22 protein-coding genes are annotated in these 22344 nt (G+C 56.3%); 13 read left to right on the forward strand and 9 right to left on the reverse strand.

Annotated features, from left to right (window positions below; genetic code table 11):
* Window positions 1–53 precede the first annotated feature (53 nt).
* Complete coding sequence (locus OEU85_RS12320) at window positions 54–785, forward strand: DUF4389 domain-containing protein (RefSeq protein ID WP_262691778.1); 732 nt, start codon at window positions 54–56, stop codon at window positions 783–785.
* A 159-nt stretch (window positions 786–944) separates the two neighbouring features.
* Here OEU85_RS12320 and OEU85_RS12325 read toward each other — a convergent pair whose 3' ends face one another.
* A complete protein-coding gene (locus tag OEU85_RS12325; RefSeq protein WP_262691779.1) occupies window positions 945–1949 on the reverse strand; it encodes a glycerophosphodiester phosphodiesterase family protein in 1005 nt (334 codons plus the stop codon).
* A 146-nt stretch (window positions 1950–2095) separates the two neighbouring features.
* Between OEU85_RS12325 and OEU85_RS12330 the strand changes: the two genes are divergently transcribed.
* The gene (locus tag OEU85_RS12330; protein ID WP_262691780.1) at window positions 2096–2533 is read left to right on the forward strand and encodes a hypothetical protein; all 438 of its coding nucleotides are present in this window, start codon (window positions 2096–2098) and stop codon (window positions 2531–2533) included.
* Entirely contained in the window at window positions 2523–3473 is a 951-nt protein-coding gene (locus tag OEU85_RS12335; RefSeq protein ID WP_262691781.1) for a sterol desaturase family protein, read from the forward strand. The genes OEU85_RS12330 and OEU85_RS12335 overlap by 11 nt, the downstream gene beginning before the upstream one ends.
* 5 nt (window positions 3474–3478) lie before the next feature.
* Here the strand turns inward: OEU85_RS12335 and OEU85_RS12340 are convergent, their stop codons facing one another.
* Window positions 3479–3640, reverse strand: coding sequence for a hypothetical protein (locus OEU85_RS12340; RefSeq protein ID WP_262691782.1), 162 nt, complete (start codon window positions 3638–3640; stop codon window positions 3479–3481).
* 213 nt (window positions 3641–3853) lie between these two features.
* On the opposite strand from OEU85_RS12340, the gene OEU85_RS12345 reads away from it, so the two are divergent.
* Both OEU85_RS12345 and OEU85_RS12350 read left to right on the forward strand, forming a co-directional pair.
* Window positions 3854–5035, forward strand: coding sequence for an acetyl-CoA C-acyltransferase (locus tag OEU85_RS12345; protein WP_262691783.1), 1182 nt, complete (start codon window positions 3854–3856; stop codon window positions 5033–5035).
* A gap of 14 nt (window positions 5036–5049) precedes the next feature.
* Window positions 5050–6183, forward strand: a complete 1134-nt coding sequence (locus OEU85_RS12350) for an acyl-CoA dehydrogenase family protein (RefSeq protein WP_262691785.1) — start codon at window positions 5050–5052, stop codon at window positions 6181–6183.
* A 57-nt stretch (window positions 6184–6240) separates the two neighbouring features.
* On the opposite strand, the gene OEU85_RS12355 is transcribed toward OEU85_RS12350, so the two are convergent.
* The 4 genes from OEU85_RS12355 to OEU85_RS12370 all read right to left on the reverse strand — a co-directional run bounded on the left by OEU85_RS12355 (window position 6241) and on the right by OEU85_RS12370 (window position 9166).
* The gene (locus OEU85_RS12355) at window positions 6241–6918 is read right to left on the reverse strand and encodes a hypothetical protein (protein WP_262691786.1); all 678 of its coding nucleotides are present in this window, start codon (window positions 6916–6918) and stop codon (window positions 6241–6243) included.
* Window positions 6915–7805, reverse strand: a complete 891-nt coding sequence (locus tag OEU85_RS12360; protein ID WP_262691787.1) for an ABC transporter ATP-binding protein — start codon at window positions 7803–7805, stop codon at window positions 6915–6917. The genes OEU85_RS12355 and OEU85_RS12360 overlap by 4 nt, the downstream gene beginning before the upstream one ends.
* On the reverse strand, window positions 7802–8194 hold the full coding sequence (locus tag OEU85_RS12365; protein WP_262691788.1) for a GntR family transcriptional regulator: 393 nt from the start codon (window positions 8192–8194) through the stop codon (window positions 7802–7804). Before OEU85_RS12365 ends, OEU85_RS12360 begins: the two co-directional genes overlap by 4 nt.
* 138 nt (window positions 8195–8332) lie before the next feature.
* The gene (locus tag OEU85_RS12370) at window positions 8333–9166 is read right to left on the reverse strand and encodes a patatin-like phospholipase family protein (RefSeq protein ID WP_262691789.1); all 834 of its coding nucleotides are present in this window, start codon (window positions 9164–9166) and stop codon (window positions 8333–8335) included.
* 202 nt (window positions 9167–9368) lie between these two features.
* Between OEU85_RS12370 and betB the strand changes: the two genes are divergently transcribed.
* From betB to OEU85_RS12385, 3 genes are all read left to right on the forward strand, one after another.
* The gene (gene betB / locus OEU85_RS12375) at window positions 9369–10832 is read left to right on the forward strand and encodes a betaine-aldehyde dehydrogenase (RefSeq protein WP_262691790.1); all 1464 of its coding nucleotides are present in this window, start codon (window positions 9369–9371) and stop codon (window positions 10830–10832) included.
* Window positions 10832–12505 (forward strand): choline dehydrogenase, encoded by a 1674-nt coding sequence (gene betA / locus OEU85_RS12380; RefSeq protein ID WP_262691791.1) that lies wholly within the window; start codon window positions 10832–10834, stop codon window positions 12503–12505. The genes betB and betA overlap by 1 nt, the downstream gene beginning before the upstream one ends.
* Window positions 12506–12576: 71 nt before the next feature.
* Complete coding sequence (locus tag OEU85_RS12385; RefSeq protein WP_394805421.1) at window positions 12577–13743, forward strand: BCCT family transporter; 1167 nt, start codon at window positions 12577–12579, stop codon at window positions 13741–13743.
* A 228-nt stretch (window positions 13744–13971) separates the two neighbouring features.
* On the opposite strand, the gene ssb is transcribed toward OEU85_RS12385, so the two are convergent.
* Window positions 13972–14511 carry a single-stranded DNA-binding protein gene (gene ssb / locus OEU85_RS12390; RefSeq protein ID WP_317277426.1) on the reverse strand — a complete coding sequence of 180 codons (540 nt, stop codon included), beginning with the start codon at window positions 14509–14511 and terminating at the stop codon, window positions 13972–13974.
* Between the two features lie 315 nt (window positions 14512–14826).
* Here ssb and OEU85_RS12395 point away from each other — a divergent pair, with 315 nt between their 5' ends.
* The 4 genes from OEU85_RS12395 to OEU85_RS12410 all read left to right on the forward strand — a co-directional run bounded on the left by OEU85_RS12395 (window position 14827) and on the right by OEU85_RS12410 (window position 17418).
* Complete coding sequence (locus tag OEU85_RS12395) at window positions 14827–15360, forward strand: hypothetical protein (protein WP_262691794.1); 534 nt, start codon at window positions 14827–14829, stop codon at window positions 15358–15360.
* Window positions 15361–15435: 75 nt separating this feature from the next.
* A complete protein-coding gene (locus tag OEU85_RS12400; RefSeq protein WP_262691795.1) occupies window positions 15436–15759 on the forward strand; it encodes an ArsR/SmtB family transcription factor in 324 nt (107 codons plus the stop codon).
* A gap of 4 nt (window positions 15760–15763) precedes the next feature.
* Window positions 15764–16267, forward strand: coding sequence for an SRPBCC family protein (locus OEU85_RS12405; protein WP_262691796.1), 504 nt, complete (start codon window positions 15764–15766; stop codon window positions 16265–16267).
* A 77-nt stretch (window positions 16268–16344) separates the two neighbouring features.
* Entirely contained in the window at window positions 16345–17418 is a 1074-nt protein-coding gene (locus OEU85_RS12410) for a CNNM domain-containing protein (RefSeq protein WP_262691797.1), read from the forward strand.
* On the opposite strand, the gene OEU85_RS12415 is transcribed toward OEU85_RS12410, so the two are convergent.
* Window positions 17415–17831 (reverse strand): GFA family protein, encoded by a 417-nt coding sequence (locus OEU85_RS12415; RefSeq protein ID WP_262691798.1) that lies wholly within the window; start codon window positions 17829–17831, stop codon window positions 17415–17417. The two genes, OEU85_RS12410 and OEU85_RS12415, sit on opposite strands and share 4 nt — an antisense overlap.
* A gap of 142 nt (window positions 17832–17973) precedes the next feature.
* Between OEU85_RS12415 and uvrA the strand changes: the two genes are divergently transcribed.
* Window positions 17974–20835, forward strand: a complete 2862-nt coding sequence (gene uvrA, locus OEU85_RS12420; RefSeq protein WP_262691799.1) for an excinuclease ABC subunit UvrA — start codon at window positions 17974–17976, stop codon at window positions 20833–20835.
* Between the two features lie 47 nt (window positions 20836–20882).
* Here the strand turns inward: uvrA and OEU85_RS12425 are convergent, their stop codons facing one another.
* Window positions 20883–22319, reverse strand: coding sequence for an alpha/beta hydrolase (locus OEU85_RS12425; RefSeq protein WP_262691800.1), 1437 nt, complete (start codon window positions 22317–22319; stop codon window positions 20883–20885).
* Window positions 22320–22344 lie beyond the last annotated feature (25 nt).

Consider the following 22344-nt stretch of genomic DNA (forward strand, 5'->3'; position numbering starts at 1 on the left):
TGCCACACCACATGGTTCATTATAGCAATCCGTTATATGAACACAGGTGAGCAATGAGCGAGGAAACAGGGACTACATCGAATAGCGACGCGGAGAAACCCGCGGCTGCACCCAAAAAGGCAGCAGCAAGGAAACCTGCCGCCAAAAAGGCCGCGCCGAAGAAGACCGGCGCAAGCAGCAGCAAAAAGCCTGTACGCACAACCACACCGACCAAAGCGGCAGCGGGCGGAACATCTGCGCGAAAAAAAACGCACGCTAAAGCTGCTGGCGCCAAAGCGTCGTCTGCTAAAAAGGCCTCGGTAACGCCCAAAACAGCAGCTGAAACAACGGCCTCTACCGCCGCAGCCACCGCTAGCGCACCGCAGCATGGCGACGTTTTTGAAGAGACAGCAGGCAGCGATACGATTAGGGCGTCCGCACAACGAGATAGTGGCGCCAACCAATCCTTCACCGGTGGCACCCGCGAAGGCAGCACCGCGACTGATGACCCCTATTCCGCTGACAGGATAGCGTCGGAGCTGCGCAACAAGGACTGGCGGCATGTCTTCGCCCGTGCTGCGTTCACGCTCTTTTACATGTTCGCATCCTGGATTGCGATTGTGCTTGGTGTCGGGTTGACCATCGTCCAGTTCCTGATCTATCTGGTCAGCGGGACCGGCAATGACGTGATCCGCCGCGCGATCCTCTGTATCGGGCACTATATCGGCGACGTGGCAATTTATGTCAGCTTCGCCAGCGATGACCGTCCCTTCCCCTTCGGGAAAGACCTCCCGGAAGGCGAATAGAGATCAGAGAGAGCGCGGCATTTGACTGAGGGGCGCCACTGGCGCCCTTCTCCGTGCCTAAAGGCCAACCGCAGAAAAAAGAGCTTCGGCACCCAGGCGAATAATGATAACGGCCAGAATTGCGGTCAATAACCCTTTCACAAAATCAATCATCTAGCGTCAGTCAACCTCTTCTGGTCCAGCCCTTAGCAGGCGAAAACTGTTGCGGGCCTGTATCGCAGTGTCGGGAAAATCGGCAAAGACACCGTCAACCCCAAGAGCAAACATCAACTTAAGCTCCTCGTCAACCGAGTTGATCATGTCCGGCACCTCGTCGTTGCGGATGGTCCAGACATGGACTTTCAGGCCCATATTGTGTGCATCTTCAATAATGCTGGTGGGGCGGCCCCTGGCATCTATGAGAAGCGCTTTGTTGATGCCGATGCCGTCGATCTCGCCGCCGTACAGCTGCAACGGTACATCCAGTTTATAATGCTTGCTTCCAGCGTCTTTCCTGCCCTCGATCAACCAGATTAATGCCGCCTGTGTCTTTCCCTTGAGGCTGACAAGATAATCACCATTAAAGCACTGGAAATAAAGAGGAATGCCGGCTTCCAGAACTTCCGAAAACCCTTTCAACAATGCATCTGTCGGGTCAAGGCCCATTTGAATGAACAGTTCAGGCCGTTTGAGTTCCACATAAAGCCCCGCGTCCTCCCCCTCCGCTTTCGCGGCTCGCATCAGGGCGATGATCTCGTCGAAAGTGGGGACTGTTTCAAGGCCGTCGAATGTCTGGCCCCGGCTCTGGCGTGGCTGGAGCGCCTTCAGCGTCTTCAGCTCTGCCAAGGTGAAGTCAAAAACGTACCAGTCTTCATGGCCTTCAAGCGTGCGCTTCCTGCCCGCGAATTCGGGATGGTCGGCGACATCGGTGGTGTGCGACAAATAAACATCGTGCCGGGCAACCAGATGACCGTCTTTGGTCATCACAAGGTCAGGTTCGATATAGTCCGCGCCTTGCGCAAGGCCAACCTTGTAGGACATGAGCGTATGCTCAGGCCGGTAACCGCTGGCGCCCCTGTGCGCGATAACGATTGCAGCCTCTTCCCCGAGCGCCATATTGTCTGCCATTACCGCACTCCCCGACATGGTCAACACCAGCCAGCTCAAAACCAGTTTAAAACCCACCAGACATCCCCTGAAAAAACTTACATGGACTGTAAAGCTAGCTCGCTGACGTGACAAGAATAAGACTGTTTTTTCGTCGACATAAACATTCAAGACTTGACGGTCCAGTAAATACGCGCCTCTATAATGCATAAGGGAAGATTATTATGGATCCAGTACAGGTTTTAGGCTCGCTTGCAGCCATTTTACTGTTGGCTTTTATCGCCATGCGCATGTTCCCCGTGAAAGCGCCGCTTGATGACGGCAAGGTCACGCGGAACCTGCAGCGGTATGAACCCGACGCAAAAATCAGCGAGATATATCTGACCGAAGACTGCAAAGCCGCCCTCATTCAGCTTCAGGCGCCAGCCAACGCGCTGGGGCTAACCGTGCAACTGGGCGACCGTGTGGTTTGCCGCGTGATTACGGGCCAGGATATCAAGCGCGCCGATATCAGCCATGGCAAGCTTGTCATCCACTTCGATGATTATACCCAGCCCGCCATCAAACTGGCGTACGGCACCGAGGTGTTGCCCAAGGTGCAGGACCTTGTAAACACCGTCGCCACGTCTGGGCCGACAAAGGATATGCACCATGCCGCTTGAACTTGCCAAACCCACAGAACTGGCAGTGCCTGCTTTTGTGCTTTTTGTACTGGTGGAGATGATCTACGGCTGGCGCACGGGACGTGCGAAATTTGAAGGCAAGGACGCCCTCACCTCCTTGACCATGGGGCTTGGCAGCACCGTCTCCGGTGCGTTGACGGCAGGCCTCTTTTTTGTGCTCAGTTACTGGATTTGGGAAAACTTCCGCATTTTCGACCTTGGTGCCGGTGTTTGGGTTTTTGTGCTCGCCTTCGCGCTGGATGACTTTGCCTACTATTGGGTCCATCGCTTCGGGCACCGCATGCGCTGGATGTGGGCGGCCCATGTGATCCATCACTCAAGCCAGCATTATAACCTGACAACCGCACTAAGGCAGACGTGGACGGGCCAGTTCACCCCGGGTTTCCTGTTCAAGGTTCCTCTGTTCCTTTTGGGCATCGAACCGGCGATCGTATTTTTTGTTGCGGCCCTCAACCTGATCTACCAGTTCTGGATTCATACCGAAGCCATTGGCCGTATGCCGCGCTGGTTTGAAGCCGTGATGAACACCCCAAGCCACCACCGGGTACACCATGCCAACAACCCCAAGTATCTGGATGCCAACTATGCTGGTGTATTTATTATCTGGGACAGGATGTTCGGCTCCTTCATCCCCGAAGACAAGGATGAACCCTGCCGGTATGGCCTTGTGCGCGACCTTGGCACCTTTAACCCGCTTCGTGTTGCCACGCACGAGTGGGTCGGTATCTTCAGGGATATCTGGCGCGCGAGATCATGGAAACACCGCGCCCTGTATCTGCTGGCGCCACCGGGCTGGACACCGGACGGCAGCCGCAAGACAAGCGATATGATCCGCGCCGAATGGCTCGCGCGGCAAGGAAAAATAACGCATGGTACGGAAGAACCCGAGGCACCGACCGCGCCCCAGGCTGCTGAATAGCCAGGTTATTTAGGGCGGTTCGCCGAGACCTTGTCGACAATCACGCCGAGAATGCCGCCGACAATACCACCCGCAAGTGCCTCAAGACTGGCGACAAAAGGCAGCCATTTGCCGATGATCGCGCCCAGCACCAGCCCGGCGAAAACATAAAACCCGATCCGCGTCATACCTGCTCTCCCTTGTTTCCGCCACTCTGGCAGTCGCCCGCACATATAAACACGGTGCAGTGCACAGTCAATTCCATCAATTTATTTTGCACTTGCGAAATAATTGTTTTTTGGCAAAGTGTCGGCAATCAAAATTCGACCCAAGTTTCGAAGCAGAATTCGACAGGCACGCGGCAACAGCGCACGGCCTTAAAGATCAGAAGGAGAGCCCCAATGTCACAGGATCCAATCGTTATTGTCGGTATGGCCCGCACGCCCATGGGTGGGTTGCTTGGCGACCTGTCTACCGTTCCAGCGTCCGAACTTGGCGCGATTGCGATCCGCGGGGCACTCAAAAGCGCGGGCATCGAAGCAGACACCGTCAACGAAACAGTGATGGGCTGCGTGCTGCCCGCGGGCCAAGGCCAGGCCCCTGCCCGCCAGGCCAGCCGCAAAGCTGGCATCCCCGACGGCACCGGCGCTGTGACGGTTAACAAAATGTGTGGCTCTGGCATGCAGGCAATGATGCAGGCGCATGACAGCCTTGTGGCCGGGTCTCGTAAGGTTGTTGTGGCGGGCGGCATGGAAAGCATGTCCCTTGCACCGCACCTGCTGCCAAGCGGCCGGACCGGCGTGAAATATGGCAACGCACAGGTGCTTGACCATATGGCGCTTGACGGCCTGACCGATGCGTATGCTGGTGAACCAATGGGCGTGTTCGCTGAACTATGTGCCGAACGGTACCAGTTCACCCGCGACGCGCAGGACGCCTATGCCATTGAATCACTCAAGCGCGCGCAACGCGCGATCGAGGATGGCTCCTTTGACGATGAAGTGGTGCCCGTCACGGTAAAATCCCGCCGCGGTGATGTGGAAGTATCAACCGACGAACAGCCACCAAAAGCCCGGCTGGACAAAATTCCCGGCCTGCGCCCCGCCTTCAAGAAGGACGGCACGGTCACCGCAGCGAATGCCAGCTCCATCTCTGACGGGGCAGCAGCCCTTGTGATGATGCGCCAAAGCGAAGCCAAGGAACGTGGCCTGACGCCGCTTGCGGTTCTGAGGGCCCACGCTGACCACGCCCAGGCGCCAGAATGGTTCACCACAGCACCAGTGAAAGCTATCCAGAATGTGCTTGATAAAGCCGGTTGGAGCGTGGGTGACGTTGACCTTTTTGAAGTAAACGAAGCCTTTGCCGTGGTTGCCATGGCCGCGATCCACGAACTGGCGCTTGACCACGACAAGGTAAACGTCAACGGCGGCGCCTGTGCCCTTGGCCATCCGATTGGCGCGTCCGGTGCGCGCATCTGCGTGACACTTATCAACGCACTCAAGAAACGTGGCCTCAAACGCGGTGTGGCCAGCCTGTGCATCGGTGGTGGTGAGGCAACCGCTGTCGCCATCGAGCTTGTGTAAGGCCGGAGCACGACATGATCCTCACAGAAGAGCAACGCATGGTGCGGGATATGGCCCGCTCCTTCGCGCAGGACCGTATTGCCCCCAATGCGCGCGAGTGGGAAAAGGCCGGCGAAATCCCGGCTGCTTTCCTGCGCGAAATGGGCGAACTGGGCCTGATGGGCATGACAGTGCCCGAAGAATGGGACGGCGCCGAGACTGATTATGTCTCCTACGCGCTGGCGTTGATGGAAATCGCAGCAGGGGACGGTGGTCTCTCGACCCTGATGAGCGTCAACAACGCTCCGGTATGTGCCGCTGTGCTCGCCAACGGTAGCGATGCGCAGAAGGAAAACTACCTGCGCCCCCTCGCGCGCGGTGAGATGATCGGCGCTTTTTGCCTGACGGAACCACAAGCGGGCTCTGACGCGTCCATGCTCAAGACCAAAGCTGAACGCACCAATTCAGGCTGGGTCCTCAATGGTACCAAGCAGTTCATCACCTCGGGCAAAATCGGTGGCGCGGCAATTGTCTTTGCTGTCACCGACCCAAGCGCAGGCAAGCGCGGCATATCTGCGTTCCTCGTGCCGACAGACACGCCAGGCTATACGGTTGCAGGGCTTGAACACAAGCTGGGCCAGAAGTCGTCGGACACCTGCCAGATCGCCTTTGTCGACATGGAAGTACCAACCGACTGCCTGTTGGGGGCAGAAGGCGCGGGTTATAAAGTGGCGCTATCGAACCTTGAGACCGGCCGCATCGGCATTGCCGCCCAAAGCGTTGGCATGGCGCGCGCCGCATATGAATATGCGCTCGCTTACGCGCAGGAACGTGAAGCCTTTGGCAAGGCGATTATTGACCATCAGGCTGTGGGTTTCCGCCTTGCCGATATGGCAACCGAACTCAAGGCGGCGGAACTGATGGTGTTGAATGCCGCAGCCATGAAAGATGCGGGCGAACCATGCCTCAAGGAAGCCTGCATGGCGAAACTCTTTGCCAGCGAAACGGCTGAGAAAATTTGTTCCGCCGCGATCCAGACGCTTGGTGGTTATGGTTATCTGGCGGAATATCCGGTTGAAAAGATTTATCGCGATGTGCGCGTGTGCCAGATCTACGAAGGCACGTCGGATATCCAGCGCATTGTCATCAGCCGCGAAATCAACCGATAACAAGAAAGCCCGGAAGCGTTTGCCTCCGGGCTTTTTCTGTGCCCCCGTCTGTATTCCTCACAGAAAGTCTGTTTTGCGGCGCTGACAGTAAAAAATCAGGCCAAGAATGGCGGCAATAAGCAGAACCTCTCCTGCCAGCACCAACAGCGCTGCATCAGTCCACACAACATCGGGCTGGTTGATCAACTCCCCGCCCACACCTTCAATTGCGTTCAGGCCCATGAAAACGAAGGTGAATGCGGTGTTGCAGACCACCATGGCCAAAACGGTCCAGCCTTCTGACTCCGAGATCAGCGCCGCCGCCAGCATGATCATGTAGGTGATAAACATCCACACCAGCATCAGGGTAAAAATAGGCACCGCCCCGCCTGACCCGATGATGGAAGAACTCATGATCGTGATAAGAAAGCCTGACAGTAAACTCCAGGGCAACAGATACACTGACAGGTTAGCGACCAGTTTTGCCACGGTATAATCCGTGACCGATACCGGCAGGCTCATGATAAAAGGCAGGGTCTGCATTTTACGTTCCTGCACGACGGTTCCCATCACCAGATGGCAAGCCAACGAGATGATTGCGGTTACGAGCAGGATTGACCCCACCGTGTACATGGACTGGCCGCCAGAGAACATCACCGCCATGGCGACAAAACCGCCAACCAGATAGGCCACCATAATGTAGCGGTTGAAATACCAGTCCTTGGCGACCAGTTTTTTGATCATGAAGCTGTTCATTGCAGTTCCCTCCCCCGGCTTGCCGAGACATTGGAAAGGAAAATTTCCTCAAGTGTCATATGTTCAACCGCCGTTACCCGTGCCCCGCCAGCCTCATACGCCTTTGCGTTGTCATCCGAATAATTGCTTGTGGTGACCACGGAGATATGGCCGCTTGCCCGTACTGTCTCAACGCCCGCGACCACTGGCAGTTTTATACCGTCAGGCACCTCAAGGCGAATACGGCGCCAGCTGTCAAGGAAGCTCTCCTTGTCGCGGGAGGCAATCACCTGCCCGCGGTCGATGAAGGTTATGCTGTCCGACAGTTGTTCCACATCCTGCGTGTTGTGGCTTGAGAACAGAATGGTGCGTTCCTCATCCCTGAGCGCGTCCATCAGAGCGGCTAGCACTTCCTGCCGCGCGACAGGGTCAAGACCCGTGGTCGGCTCATCAAGAATCAGCAGGCGTGGTGCGCGCGCAAGCACCAGCAGAAGGGATGCTTTCACGCGTTGGCCATGGGACATGCCCTTGATCTTCTGCTCTGACTTCAGGTCAAATCTGCGCAGCAGTTCCTCGGCATAGCGCTGGTCCCAGCCCGGGTAGATAGATGCGATAAAGCCCATATGCCAGCCAAGGCTTGCATGACCATAAAGGCGCATATCTTCAGACACATAGCCGATCTGTGTTTTGGCTTTCACCTGTTCATCGGGCATGGTGTGGCCAAAAACCCGGACGTCGCCCGCGTCTTGATGAACAAGGCCCATGAGAATGCGGATTGTGGTCGATTTGCCAGCGCCATTGGGGCCAATAAGCCCCATGATTTCACCCACCGGCAGGCTCATGTCGATTCCCTGAAGGGAAAAGTGCGGGTAGTGTTTTTCTACCCCCTTGAGGATTGCTGCTGTCATGTCTCGGTCTCTTCTTTTTGTCGTGTCCAAGCCCTTTTGGCCTCGTGAAGGAATGTATCCTCTGCCAGGCCAAGATGTTTTGCACTTGTGGCCGCCTCATCAAGGTGGCGTTCCAGCGCCTTGATCGGGGATGCTTCCGGCGTATCGTCTTGCCGGTCCGCAACAAAGGTCCCCTTGCCATGCTGAACTTCGATCACTCCTTCGCGCTCAAGCTCCAGATACGCGCGCTTGACGGTGATCACACTGACCCTGAGCGAAACCGCAAGCTCACGAATGGATGGCAGTTGATGCCCCGCCATCCAGTCGCCGACGCTGATTTTCTGCCGCATATGATCCATGATCTGGACATACATCGGCCGTCTGTCGGTCTGTGAAAGAATGAAGTTCATTCGGTGTTTGGTCTCACTGTATATACACTGTTACTAACTGTATATATACAGTGATTGAAAAGAGTCAATATGACAGTGACAATTTAAAAAGGCCGTCCAAAACGGCGGCCCAAGGGAGAGCTTGCATTTATACCGCTGTCAGGACGCGGCAACCGCATAGCCACGTGCTTCAAGACCAGCCAGTATGTCATGCAGTACCGCTTCCGTGGCAAGGCGGCCAAGGGCAATCAGTTCATTGGCCTTGCGGAAATCCATCACGTCGATATGGCCGATGGCAGGCGCGATTATATGGTCGGGCTTGTCAGCTTCCAGCCTCACGCGGGAGAGAGAGCGCAACAGCAGCGCAATGCCAAGGCGTGCCGTGCGCATCGGTGCCCGCCCTGCCCGGTCGTTATCGGGCTCAAAGCCGCGTTTGACCGCGCGCTGAGCGTAATCCCCCTGCAGATCTACCGCAATGATGAAATCCGCCCCCAGGTCACGCGCCGCTGAAACGGGGATCGGGTCAATCAGCCCGCCGTCGGCCAGCAGCATCCGGTTTGTGGCCACCGGCGGCAGAACACCCGGCACCGCAGACGACGCCATCAGCGCAGTCGTCACGTCGCCCTTGTCGAAGACGATTCGCTCCCCGCTGATAAGGTCTGCCGCAATTGCCGCGAAGGGTTTTGGCATCTCCTCAATCGTCATGACACCAAAATGCTCGCGCAGGCGTCTCTCGATCTTGCGGACCCCAATCAGCCCGCCTTGCTTGAAGCCGAATTCGCTCATTGCAAGCATATCGCGGATCTTTACTTCGCGCGCGATTTCCTCAAGCTCATCGAGGATATCCGCTGCCACGCATGCGCCAACAATCGAGCCAATACTGGTGCCTGTGATGATATCAGGGTCGATGCCAGCTTCTTCGAGCACACGCACCACACCGATGTGAGCCCAGCCAAGCCCTGCTCCGCCACCAAGCGCCAAACCGATTCTCATGTCGCTTCCCTCTTGTTTTTTCTGGTATATTTCAAACATGGGATAGAAGTGTAAGGCATACAAGTGCCAGAAAAATGGCAACGGCTTTCAAGGTAATGTTTTTATTGAACCGTCATTCAAGTTAAACATTTCCCCTCTAGTGCCCTAAAGTGATTGACCACCCCGCCATTCGCGGCCCTCATGGGGTAGATGAAAGAAAGTAATGACTGAGACCTGTTATAAAAGTTTTATCGGCGGCCGGTATCTCGCCAATGGTGGCGGCGAAACCCTGGCGGTCGTGAATCCGGGGACGGGCGAAGCCATATACCGGATAGAGATTGCCGACGAAAGCGTGCTTGAAGCCGCTGTCAACGCGGCACAGGCGGGCTTCAAGGTCTGGTCCGCGATGCCAGCGGCCAAGCGCGGACGTATTCTCCTGAAAGCTGTTGCCTTGCTGCGCGAGCGCAATGACGACCTCGCGCGGATTGAAGTTCTCGACACTGGCAAACCGTGGCAGGAAGCATCCAGCGTGGACATCACCACCGGCGCCGATTCCATCGAGTTTTTTGCCGGACTCGCAGCGTCACTGGAAGGCAACCAGCAAGATCTTGGCGGAGATTTTTATTATACGCGCCGCGAACCGCTGGGTATCTGTGCCGGAATCGGCGCTTGGAACTACCCGTTGCAGATCGCGTGCTGGAAAGCCGCCCCTGCCCTTGCCTGCGGCAACACGATGATTTTCAAACCGTCGGAGGAGACACCGCTCGGCGCGCTCAAGCTGGCGGAGATTTTCATCGAGGCCGGGATGCCGCCCGGCGTTTTTAACGTGGTGCTGGGCGCCGCGGAAGTTGGTGCATGGCTCACTCACGATACCCGTATTGCCAAGGTGTCCTTCACTGGCGAGGTGGCAACGGGCAAAAAGGTCATGGCGGCGGCCGCGACCACGCTCAAGGACGTCACGATGGAACTTGGCGGCAAATCGCCGCTCATCATCTTTGCTGACAGTGACTTGGACGAAGCCGTATCTGCCGCACTGGTGGCCAATTTCTACACTCAGGGTGAAGTGTGTACAAATGGTACCCGCGTTTTTGTCGAACGCCCGCTCTATGATGCCTTCCTCGGTCGCGCAAAAGCCCGGACAGAGGCCAATATAACGGTCGGCAATCCGATGGACCCGGCAACCAACCTGGGTGCGCTGATCTCAAAAACGCATTACGCACTGGTTCTGGACTATATAGAAAAAGGGAAGTCCGAGGGCGCGCGGCTTGTCTCCGGCGGTCATGCGCTTGCCCCCAAGGGAGTGGAAGGCGGCTTTTACGTTGCCCCCACCATCTTTGCCGACTGTACCGATGATATGATCATCACGCAGGAAGAAATCTTTGGGCCGGTGATGGCTGTCCTGCCGTTCGACGGAGAGGACGAGGTCATCGCCCGCGCCAACAACACCAGGTATGGGCTTGCCGCTGGCGTTTACACCAAAGATATCCGCCGGGCGCACCGTGTGGTTCACCAGCTTGAGGCAGGCATTTGCTGGATCAATGCTTATGGCGCCTCTCCCGCCGAGATGCCGGTGGGTGGCTTCAAACAATCCGGCATTGGCCGGGAAAATGGGGTGGAAACGCTCAAGCACTATACACAAATAAAGGCCGTCTATGTCGGTATGCAGCCGATCGAAAGCCCCTTTTGATGAAAGATGAGTTTGATTTCGTCATCGTCGGCGCGGGTTCGGCCGGGTGTGTGCTGGCAAACCGGCTAACGGCAAGCGGTGCACATAGCGTGCTGTTGTTGGAAGCCGGCGGCTCGGACCGAAGCATCTTCATCCAGATGCCGACGGCCCTGTCCATCCCGATGAACACGGAGAAATACGCGTGGCAATTCCATACCGAGCCGGAATCCGGGCTGGATGGCCGCGAGATGCATTGCCCACGCGGCAAGGTGCTGGGCGGTTCATCATCAATTAACGGCATGGTGTATGTCCGCGGCCATGCCCGCGACTTCGATGAATGGGCCGAACAGGGTGCCCACGGATGGGATTACGCTCACTGTCTGCCCTATTTCAAGAAAGCCGAAAGTTGGGCGTTTGGCGCGGATGATTATCGCGGCGGTGATGGTCCATTGGCCACCAACAATGGCAATAACATGAAAAACCCGCTCTACCGTGCTTTCATCAAGGCAGGCGTGGAAGCCGGGTATCTTGAGACACCCGATTATAACGCCTTCCAGCAGGAGGGGTTTGGGCCCATGCATATGACCATAAAGGACGGGGTGCGCTGGTCAACGAGCAACGCCTATCTGCGCCCGGCCCTGGCACGGCCCAACCTGACGGTGCGAACCGGGGTCAGGGTGGAAAAGCTTATATTGGAGGGGGGCCGCGCAACAGGGATCACCTATACGCAAAATGGCATCGTCCGTGGCGCCTCATCCCGTCGGGAGGTGATCCTCTCCGCCGGCCCTATCGGAACACCGCATATCATGCAACTGTCCGGCATTGGCCCCGCAGACACCCTGAAGGCGGCGGGCATTGAGGTAAAACATGAACTGCCCGGCGTTGGTGAAAACCTGCAGGACCATTTGGAGTTTTATTTCCAGTTCAAATGCAGGCAGCCTATCACCCTGAATGGGCAGCTGGACTGGTTCCACAAGGGCCTGATCGGCGCGCGCTGGTTTCTCACAAAAAAAGGGCTGGGTGCCACCAATCACTTCGAATCCTGCGGATTTATCCGCTCAAAACCCGGCATCAAATGGCCGGACATGCAGTATCACTTCCTGCCCGCCGCCATCCGCTATGATGGCAAATCACCCTTCAGTGGCCACGGGTTTCAGGTCCATGTCGGGCATAACAAACCCAAAAGTCGCGGCCACGTGCGCGCCAGAAGCGCAAACCCCTGTGAAGCGCCGGGCATCCGGTTCAACTATCTCACCCATACAGACGATGTTGAGGGATTTCGCGCCTGCGTACGGCTAACGCGGGAGATCATCAACCAGCCAGTGTTCGACAGCTATCGCGGGGAGGAAATCCAGCCCGGAACCGCCGTCACCAGCGACGGAGAAATTGACGCTTTTGTGCGCCAGGCAGTTGAAAGCGCCTATCATCCGTCCTGCAGTTGCAAGATGGGCACCGACGACATGGCCGTTGTCGACCCCGAGGCAAAGGTCCATGGCCTTGAGGGGCTGAGGATAGTCGATTCCTCGGTTTTCCCCACCATCACCAACGGCAACCTGAATGCCCCGACAATCATGGTGGCGGAGCGTGTAGCAGACCTTATTTTAGGGCATACACCGCTCGCACCTGATAACCAGCCCACGTTTGACGAAGCTACGTATAAAACCAGCCAGCGGCCAAATACACCAACGCGGTAATCATACAGGCGAAACAAACGGGAGCGCCCAATCACACCGGACCACAACAACGAAACACAGGAGAGGACATGATGACCTTCTGGTTAAGTGCGGGCATCATTTTCACTTTCCTGTCCATCGCCTTTGTGCTTGTGAAGTGGGGCCGGACGCCTTGTGAAGGGCCTTACCCCATGCACCCTTTCACCTTCGTCGCCATCCTGTTTACATCAGGACTGGATGTCGGGTTGATCATGTTTCCCTTAACCGAATTTCCGGTTTATGCCGATATCGTCAAGAACCCTGAATACTCCTTCACCAACCCTCTGGCGCTTGAGTTTGGCTTTTGGGGATTTATGATCTGGGGCTTCTATTTCCTGACTTGTTTTTACTTCTGCATTCTTGAACCGAGGGTGCGCTTTTTTGAGCTGAAACTCGTCAAATTCCTCAATAATGCGGTGATCATTGGCACCTGCGCCTTCACAGCCTATCTGTTGCTGGCAAACCTGCCTTGGTATATCCCTGTGCTGGCTGCCAGCAACGTGTCAAACATCATCTTCACCGGCATTGTGTTCAGCGTTATTGCGCTGGCCGTTTATTCCAGCACCGACCTCAAATATGTACGTATCCTGAGCCTTTCCAGCTCATTGCTGTTTCTGGCGCTGATCGTACTTTTGTGGGTCATGGCTTTTGTTGTGCACCACCTGCCAGCGGGCGAGTATGTTGCCACCCTTGGGCTTATCGGCGGCTATTTCGCCAACCTCGACCATTTTGTGCTGCCAATTAACGACTATCATGAGTTTTATCTCTTCTGGTGGTTTGCCTGGAGCATCATGATCGGCCAATTTACGGCCCGCTTTGTCGGTGGCCTGCCAACCTATCAGGTATTTCTGGCCATGGTGGTGGTGCCATCCATTCCCATCGCGCTCTGGTTCAGCATCCTATACTATTATTACCTCAATGAACTGAGTACTGCGGGCCTCATTAACTGGACGATGATATTTGTCGGCATTACCTTTGTGGTCAATTCGCTTGATTCCCTTGTTCGGCTCTATACCGACAATCTGAACCTGACGGTCGAACGCTTTGGCAGGGTGAAATATTTTATCGGAAACTTTTCTGTTCTCGCCTTGCTGACACTTGCCTTCAGCGGTGAATTTCTCGAGATAGAGTGGGTCGGAGCCATCGTTATTGGCCTCTATTTTTTCTGTTTTCTTTATATGCTTGGCAGCAAAAGGCAGCAGATAGAGCGCCTCAACTGAGCTATCAAAGCTGTACGGCCGCAATCGGAAGCATCGCCTCGGGCGAGAATATGAATATTAGTATTAGGGTTTCAGTTGAGGGGCAGCCAATTGCCACGGGTCGCCTTCCTGGGCCCACCATGAGCCTGAGGGATAAAAAGCGGCAGCTTCCCGGCACGAAAACAAACAGCCCGGAAGTGCTGAAGGCACAGTCCGGGCTCTCTGTATCCAATTAATATTCTGATGGGATCAGAACGGGATCTCATCATCCAGCTCGGCGCCGCCACCAAAACCGCCACCTTGTTGGCTACCGCCGCGACCACCCTGTTGGCCACCGGCTTGTTGTCCACCACCAAAGCCGCCGCCCTGGCTGCTGCCATAATCGTCACCATAGCCTGACTGGTTATTGTCACCAAAGCCGCCGCCCTGGCTATCGCCCCGGCCGCCCAGCATGGTCAATTCGCCGCGGAAACGCTGTAGCACCACCTCGGTGGAGTATTTCTCGACACCTTGCTGGTCGGTCCATTTGCGGGTCTGGAGCTGGCCTTCGATGTAAATGGTCGAACCCTTTTTAAGGTATTGCTGGGCAACCTTGGCAAGATTTTCGTTAAAGATAACGACGCGGTGCCATTCGGTGCGTTCCTTGCGCTCACCCGACTGGCGATCACGCCATGTCTCTGATGTCGCGAGCGAGAGATTCACCACCGGTGAACCGTCATTCATCGTCCGCACCTCAGGGTCGCGCCCCAGATTGCCCACCAAAATTACCTTGTTTACGCTACCGGCCATCAAAGCCCCCTTCTTAATCTTCTGTCAGCGCCAAACTCATACACCGGCGCTCTGCGTTCGCGACCATAGACCAAGCGTGCGAGGGCTTCAAACCTAAAGCACACCCCACGCGTTCAAAATTATATGTTCCTTGTTTGTTCTAAATGCTATCATGTGGTGGCAGGCCTGGCAAGACAACATGAAAATCTGCGCTTCACCGCAGCGACGCGCCGCCTTGTCGCAACGCTTTACATAGCTGTTTGGTTCTACGCTAAGGTCAGGCCCGCGGTTGTTTTCGCGCAGTGTATCGGGGGTCATCACGTCAGGGGATCAAACATGCTGAAAACTGCACTTGCTGCCTTCTTTGCCATCACATTCAACTCGGTGCCTGCCCCCGCACAACAAGCCGCTCCCCCACCGTCGCCCTGCAAAACCGACGAAGCTTTCAAGGGTTTCGACTTCTGGGTGGGGGAATGGAAGGTTTCGGGCCGGGCCAATGGCAAATACGCGGGCAACAACTCGATTACCAAGATTGAAGGCGACTGCGCACTTTATGAAAGTTGGAATGGCCAAGGCGGCAGCACCGGAAAAAGCGTCAATTATTATAACCCCATCACAAAAAAATGGCGGCAGTTGTGGGTCTCCGGCGGTGCCTATTCGCTTGATATTGAAGGCGGCCTCAGCGATGGCTCCATGGTGATGGAGGGCACCATATGGTATTATACGAGCGGGGCAACGGCACCCTTCCGTGGCACATGGACACCTAACGATGACGGTAGCGTGCGCCAGTTTTTCGAGCAGTATGATGCCGAGAAAAAAGAATGGCAGCCCTGGTTTGACGGGCTCTATGAACCCGTTGTGGATCAATAATAGTTAGCCACTTGTGAAAGTTTTCGCTTGACGAACACTGTGGCTCAGTCAATACTTTCCCACATGGCTAACTATATGACAAATCTCGATAGTGCATTCGCGAGCCTTGCCGACCCGACAAGGCGTGCGATCATCAGTCGACTGTGTGAGGGGCCGAAGTCCGTCAGCGAGCTTTCCGACCCGTTCGACATAGCTCTGCCGTCTCTCCTCAAACATGTCCGCGTTCTGGAGGAGAGCGGACTGATCAGCTCCGTGAAAGTTGGCCGCATTCGAACCTGCAAGGTCGAAACACACGCTCTTCAGGCGACCAAAGCGTGGCTTCAGCAGCATATCACCACTTGGGAAGAACGCCTTGACCGTATGGAAGCTCATATTGAAACCATGAAAAGAGAGACATAAGGCCATGAGCGACAAATCCAAAAACCATGATTCCCCTTGGCGGGAGTGGCCACTCGACCGTGAAATTGTCATTAGCCGGGTCATCAACGCGCCGCGCAGCCTGGTCTATGGTGCCTGGACAGGCCCCGGGCAGATACAACAGTGGTTTGGCCCCGAAGGCTTTGCGATAAAAACCAAAGAGATCGACCTCAGGGCCGGTGGCATGTGGCGATTTGACATGATCGCCCCAGATGGCACCTGCTATGGGAACCGGATGGTTTTCCTCCGCATCGAGGCTCCCGCCCTTATTGAGGTCGAGCACGGTGCCGATGAGGAAAACGACCCTGGCAAATTCAAAATGCTCGTTACCTTCGACGAGCAACCGAACGGCAAAACCGTGCTCACGCTCCGCCAGATGCACCCCTCCAGGGAACAACGTGAAGAGAAGATGGCCTTTGGCGCGGTCGAGTATGGTGGACAAACGCTCGAGAAACTGGCGCAGCACGTCGCTATCCTTGCGGGCAAATAATCGACAGGTTCCAAGCTCGGGCCGACTTGCCCATGACTCATCTTCCCTCTGCCACAGTCTGCGGCTAGTATAACGTCATGCTACTTTTGATATTTTATCTGTTGCTCGCGATCTGCGTGTCTTTCCTATGCTCGGTGGCGGAGGCGGTGCTGTTATCTGTGCGCCCCGCCTATGTCACAGCGCTTGAGAAAAAACGCCGCAAGGGCGCCAAGGCGCTCCGGCAGTTGCGTGAAAATCTTGACCGGCCGCTGGCCGCCATCCTTATCCTCAACACCATTGCCCACACGGTGGGGGCCGCCGGTGTTGGCGCGCAGGCGGCACAGGTCTTTGGCAGCCAGTATATCGCGGTGACATCGGCCGTGCTGACGCTTCTGATCCTGATTCTCTCGGAGATTATTCCCAAAACACTGGGCGCCACCTTCTGGCAGGGCCTCGCGCCTTATGTCGCCATTTCGCTTTTGTGGGTCATGCGCGCGCTTTATCCGCTTGTGTGGATGTCCGAGAAACTGACCCGGCTTATCGCCCGCAGAGACATTCACGCCTTCACCTTCAGCCGGGACGAGATGACCGCCATGGCCCAGATTGGTGCCGAAGAAGGCTTGCTGGACGAAAAAGAACTGAAGATCGTGCGTAACCTCATGCGGCTGCACCGGTTCCAGGTCAAGGATATCATGTCGCCGCGTGCGGTGATATTTGTGCAGCCCGAAAGCCGAACGGTTGAGGATTTTTTTGCCGACCACGCAGACAACCCCTTCTCCCGCATTCCTGTTTATGAGGAAAATACCGACGAAATCACCGGTTATGTGCTCAAGCAGGATCTTTTCATTGCACAGGCGCGGGACCAGTTTTCCCGCACCCTGGCGGAGTTCCGCCGTGATCTGCCTGCGATCCCCGATACGATAACGGCGTCCCATGCTTACGACCGCCTGATGCGCGACCGCAGCCACATCATGCTGGTGGTGGATGAATATGGTGCCACGCGGGGCTTGCTGACGTTGGAGGACGTGGTGGAAACGCTTGTGGGACTTGAAATTACCGATGAACTGGACACCGAAACGGACATGCAGAAGCTGGCGCGCCGCCGCTGGCACGAGCGCATGAAAAAGCTCGGGATCGACACCTCCGAGTGGGAGCAGGAGAACAGCGCCTAGTCGCTTGCCGTGCCCCGCGGGTATTGTCTGATGCCGGGAATGGCGGGAATACCGGCCCAGCGGCTTGTGGTATAAATCTCATAAAGTATCGTCACATCCACCGGGTCATCCAGCGTGCCAGTGCTGACCGCCATGTCATCCTTGCTCAAATGTTCCCACGTCATCGGGGTGCCACAGCGCACGCAAAACCGGCGCATGGCATAATCGCTCGCCTGCGCCCTGCCCTCCGGCTCCGAAATCCACCTCAGATGCCCGGTCTGGGGCGTGGTGAATGTCATAAACGGCCCACCACCGTTTTTCTGGCAATCCCTGCAATGGCAGTTGCCCGTGCGGCTGCCTTCCATGTTGATCTCATAGCGCACATGCCCGCACAGGCAGCCACCGGTGCGCAAATCCGTGTTTGATTTCACCATGATAGTCTCCTTGCTCAATTTGTTCTTTATTTGTTCTCAAATGCACATTATTGTCAAGCAGCTTGACACATCATGAGCCAAAGGCCACTTGATGGCGTATAAGCCAATATATTTTTTACGATCAGCGTTTTGAGAGACAGCCATGCTCACAGAGATTTCCGTTCGCGGTGCCCGGGAACATAACCTCAAATCCGTCAATGTGGATATCCCGCGCGACAAGCTTGTTGTGATCACCGGGCTGTCGGGCTCCGGCAAATCATCGCTGGCATTTGATACCATCTATGCCGAAGGGCAACGCCGCTATGTGGAGAGCCTCTCAGCCTACGCGCGTCAGTTCCTTGAACTGATGCAAAAGCCGGATGTGGACCATATCGAAGGTCTCTCCCCTGCGATCTCCATCGAGCAGAAGACCACATCGAAGAACCCGCGCTCGACCGTGGGCACAGTGACCGAGATATACGACTATATGCGGCTTTTGTGGGCGCGTGTCGGCATCCCCTACTCGCCCGCCACCGGCCTGCCGATTGAAAGCCAGACGGTCAGCCAGATGGTGGACCGCATCATGCTGCTGGGGGAAGGCACACGGCTGTATGTCATGGCGCCCATCGTGCGCGGCCGCAAGGGCGAATATAAAAAGGAACTGGCCGAACTGCAGAAGCGCGGTTTCCAACGCGTGAAGGTGGATGGTGACTTTTATCTGATCGAAGAAGCCCCGACGCTGGATAAAAAATACAAACACGATATCGATGTAGTGGTTGACCGCCTTGTGCTCAAGCAAGGGCTCGAACAACGCCTTGCCGATAGCGTGGAAACAGCGCTGGAACTGGCGGACGGCCTGTTGGTGGTTGAAGAAGCGGTCAAGGGCGAGGATGACGGCAAGCGCCACCTGATGTCGGCCAAGTTCGCCTGCCCCGTCTCTGGCTTCACGATTGAAGAGATCGAACCACGCCTCTTTTCCTTCAACAATCCGTTTGGCGCCTGCCCCACCTGCGATGGCCTTGGTAAAAAGCTGTATTTTGACCCCGAACTGGCCGTGCCGGACACCAGCAAGACCATCCGCCAGGGGGCACTGGCACCGTGGGCCAACAAGGCCAACAACCCGTCACCCTTCTATTTTCAGGCGCTTGACGCCGTCGCCAAACATTTTGGCATCTCGATCGATACCAAATGGAAGGACGTGCCACAGGAAGCCAAACACGCTTTCCTCTATGGTACTGGCAACAAAACGGTCACCATCGTCTATGCTGATGGCAAACGCCGCTTTGAGGTCAATAAACCGTTTGAAGGTGTGCTGAAAAACATCGAACGCCGCTGGCGCGAGACCGACAGCAACTGGATGCGGGACGAACTGTCGAAATACCAGGCGTCCACCACCTGCACCGCGTGCGAGGGCAAACGCCTGAAACCGGAGGCATTGGCGGTCAAGATCGCGGAGCATGACATCGGCATGATCACCGACCTGTCGGTGCTGGGTGCCTATAACTGGTTCACCGAGTTGCCGAAGCATCTGAGCGAAAAACAGCAGGCCATTGCTGAAAAAGTATTGAAGGAAATTCAGGAACGGCTGGGCTTCCTTGTTAATGTAGGGCTTAATTATCTTACCTTAAGCCGTTCTTCTGGAACACTTTCTGGCGGCGAAAGCCAGCGCATTCGTCTGGCCTCCCAAATTGGGTCCGGTCTTACCGGCGTGCTTTATGTGCTGGACGAACCTTCCATCGGCCTGCACCAGCGTGACAATGACCGGCTTCTGGAAACGCTCAAGAACCTGCGCGATATCGGCAACACGGTGCTGGTGGTCGAACACGACGAAGATGCCATCCGCACCGCGGACTATGTCATCGACATGGGGCCAGGCGCTGGTGAACACGGCGGCATGATTGTATCAGAAGGCACGCCAGACAAGATCATGGCGTGCGACAAAAGCCTGACCGGCCAGTATCTCACCGGTAAACGCGCCGTGCCCATCCCCGCGGACCGCAGGCCGGGCCACAAGGGCAAGTTCCTGACCGTGAAGGGCGCGACCGCCAACAACCTGAAGTCCGTCAGCGGCTCGGTGCCGCTGGGTACCCTGACCTGCATCACCGGCGTTTCAGGGTCTGGCAAGTCCACCTTCACCATTGAGACGCTTTATAAGGCTGTGACAAAGCATCTGAACGGCGGGCGCGTTACCCCCGGCGCCCACGAGACCATCGAGGGCCTTGAACATCTGGACAAGATTGTCGATATCGACCAAAGCCCGATTGGCAGGACGCCGCGCTCCAACCCCGCAACCTACACCGGGGCTTTTGGCCCGATCCGCGACTGGTTCGCAGGCCTGCCCGAGGCGCAAGCACGCGGTTACAAGCCGGGCCGCTTCTCCTTCAACGTGAAAGGCGGCCGCTGCGAAGCCTGCAAAGGTGACGGCATGATCAAGATCGAGATGCACTTCCTGCCGGATGTCTATGTGCAATGTGACCAGTGCAAGGGCAAACGCTACAACCGTGAAACATTAGAAATTCGCTTTAAAGACAAATCGATATCAGATGTTCTTGATATGACAGTTGAGGATGGCGTTGAGTTTTTCAAGGCCGTGCCCGCGATCCGCAACAAACTTGAGATGTTGGAAAAAGTGGGACTGAGTTACATTCGGGTCGGCCAGCAAGCCACCACACTTTCCGGTGGCGAGGCCCAGCGCGTGAAACTCGCGAAGGAGCTGTCAAAACGGTCCACCGGCAAAACGCTTTATATTCTTGATGAGCCCACAACGGGCCTGCATTTTGAGGATGTACGCAAGCTGATGGAGGTGCTGCAAGCCCTTGTAGACCAGGGGAATACAGTCGTTGTTATCGAACATAACCTTGAGGTTATAAAAACAGCAGACTGGATTATCGACCTTGGCCCCGAGGGCGGCGACGGCGGCGGCGAGATTGTAGCCACGGGCACCCCGGAAGAGGTCGCTACGTCTCCGCGCAGCTACACTGGTCAGTATCTGGCTCCTGTGCTCAAGCGGCAGGCGGCGGAGTAAAGTCAAAGGGCGCGGCATATCGCGCGCCCTTTTGCCTCACCCGCTGACTATTGGCGTGGCGACAGGTCCATCAGGTCATTGGTGATGGTCAATGTCGGCTGGGGTTTGCCTTCCATGAAGACATTGATGGCTGTTTGCACCTCTGGCGACGACATAAAGAGGTTATGGCCTGCATTCACCACGGTGACATGGGTAAGGTTCGCCAACCCCGTCGTGGCCTCCACCTGCCCGTCAAGGTAGGTCCGGCCATCAAGCGTACCGCTGAACAGCAACACCGGCACATCACTCACCGGACCGGTGCGGAAGGCATCGCCAAGGTCGAGGTTCGGCGCGACACCATCATAATGGTAGGAAAAGTTAAGCCAATCACCGAGCAGGCCTTCCCTGGCCTGCGCTTTCACCAGCGCCCGACGTTCGTCGCTCATGCCCGACGCCACGTCCATCATGGTTGACATCGCATCCATCCTGATTGGGTCACCCGGAACAAACCATTCCGCAAGCAGCATTTCAAACGGCGCCATAACATCGTGGTCCATCGCCAGATAAAGCGACAGCAGACGCTGCTGTGACCATGGGTCTGAGACAAAATAGGAAGCAAGCTGTTGCATGTCCCGCTTGTGGAACAGATAGTCCTTTACCGTGCCATCCTTCATTTTAGCGTGTAGTAACACCGGGTTCGCATCCAGTTTGGCATGCACACGGGCCATCATTGCCTTGATGTCGCCGTAAGCTGCTTTTGCCGCGGGCTGGCTGTCCACGGCTGCCTGCAGGCGGTCGAAATAGCTATCCGTGCGCGCTGGCAACTTGATGGTCTGGTCCAGCCCCTCCGCGCTTGAAAGCACCACCTTCTCGACATGGTCTCCCATTTCCTTGAGCGCTGCAAACGCCAGATGGCTGCCATAACTTGTGCCCCACAATACCACCTTTTCCGCGCCCAGATGCTGTCGCAGCGCATCAATATCGCGGGCATTTTCCACGGTGTTATAGCCGGTGACGTCCACCCCTTCAGCCTTCCAGAAAGCGAGGCATTCCTCAAACGCGGCGCGGTGCAGCGCAATATAACCCGCGTCCGAGAGAGGCTCTGTCGGCGGCACGGCCCGGCTGGATGTACATTCTGGCAGAATGTCGGAGGCGCCAGTCCCGCGCTGGTCCAGCGCGATAACGTCACCATATGCCCTGAGCGCCATAAACATGTCAAAGCGGCGGTATTTGGCTGTCCGCACGCCTGAGCCGCCTGGCCCGCCAGCCAGATATATAATCGGTGGGCCAGCGTTATCTGACGTTGCGGGAAAGCGCACATAGGTGACCGGAATCATGCGGCTATCCGGGTTTTGCCGGTTTTCCCTCACCTCGATCCTGCCACGGTATGCCTCGACCGTCTGGCCATCCTTCTCCTCGAAGGTGAATGCTTCCTCGCCCGGTGCCGCCAGCGCCGTATTCCCCAGAAGTAAAGCCAGTGATGCTGTCGTGATCGTCTTTTTCATCGTTTTCTCCAGTTCCCAAAGTCAA

Origin of the sequence: Kordiimonas aestuarii (assembly GCF_025574465.1) — a bacterium.
Lineage (GTDB): Bacteria > Pseudomonadota > Alphaproteobacteria > Sphingomonadales > Kordiimonadaceae > Kordiimonas > Kordiimonas aestuarii.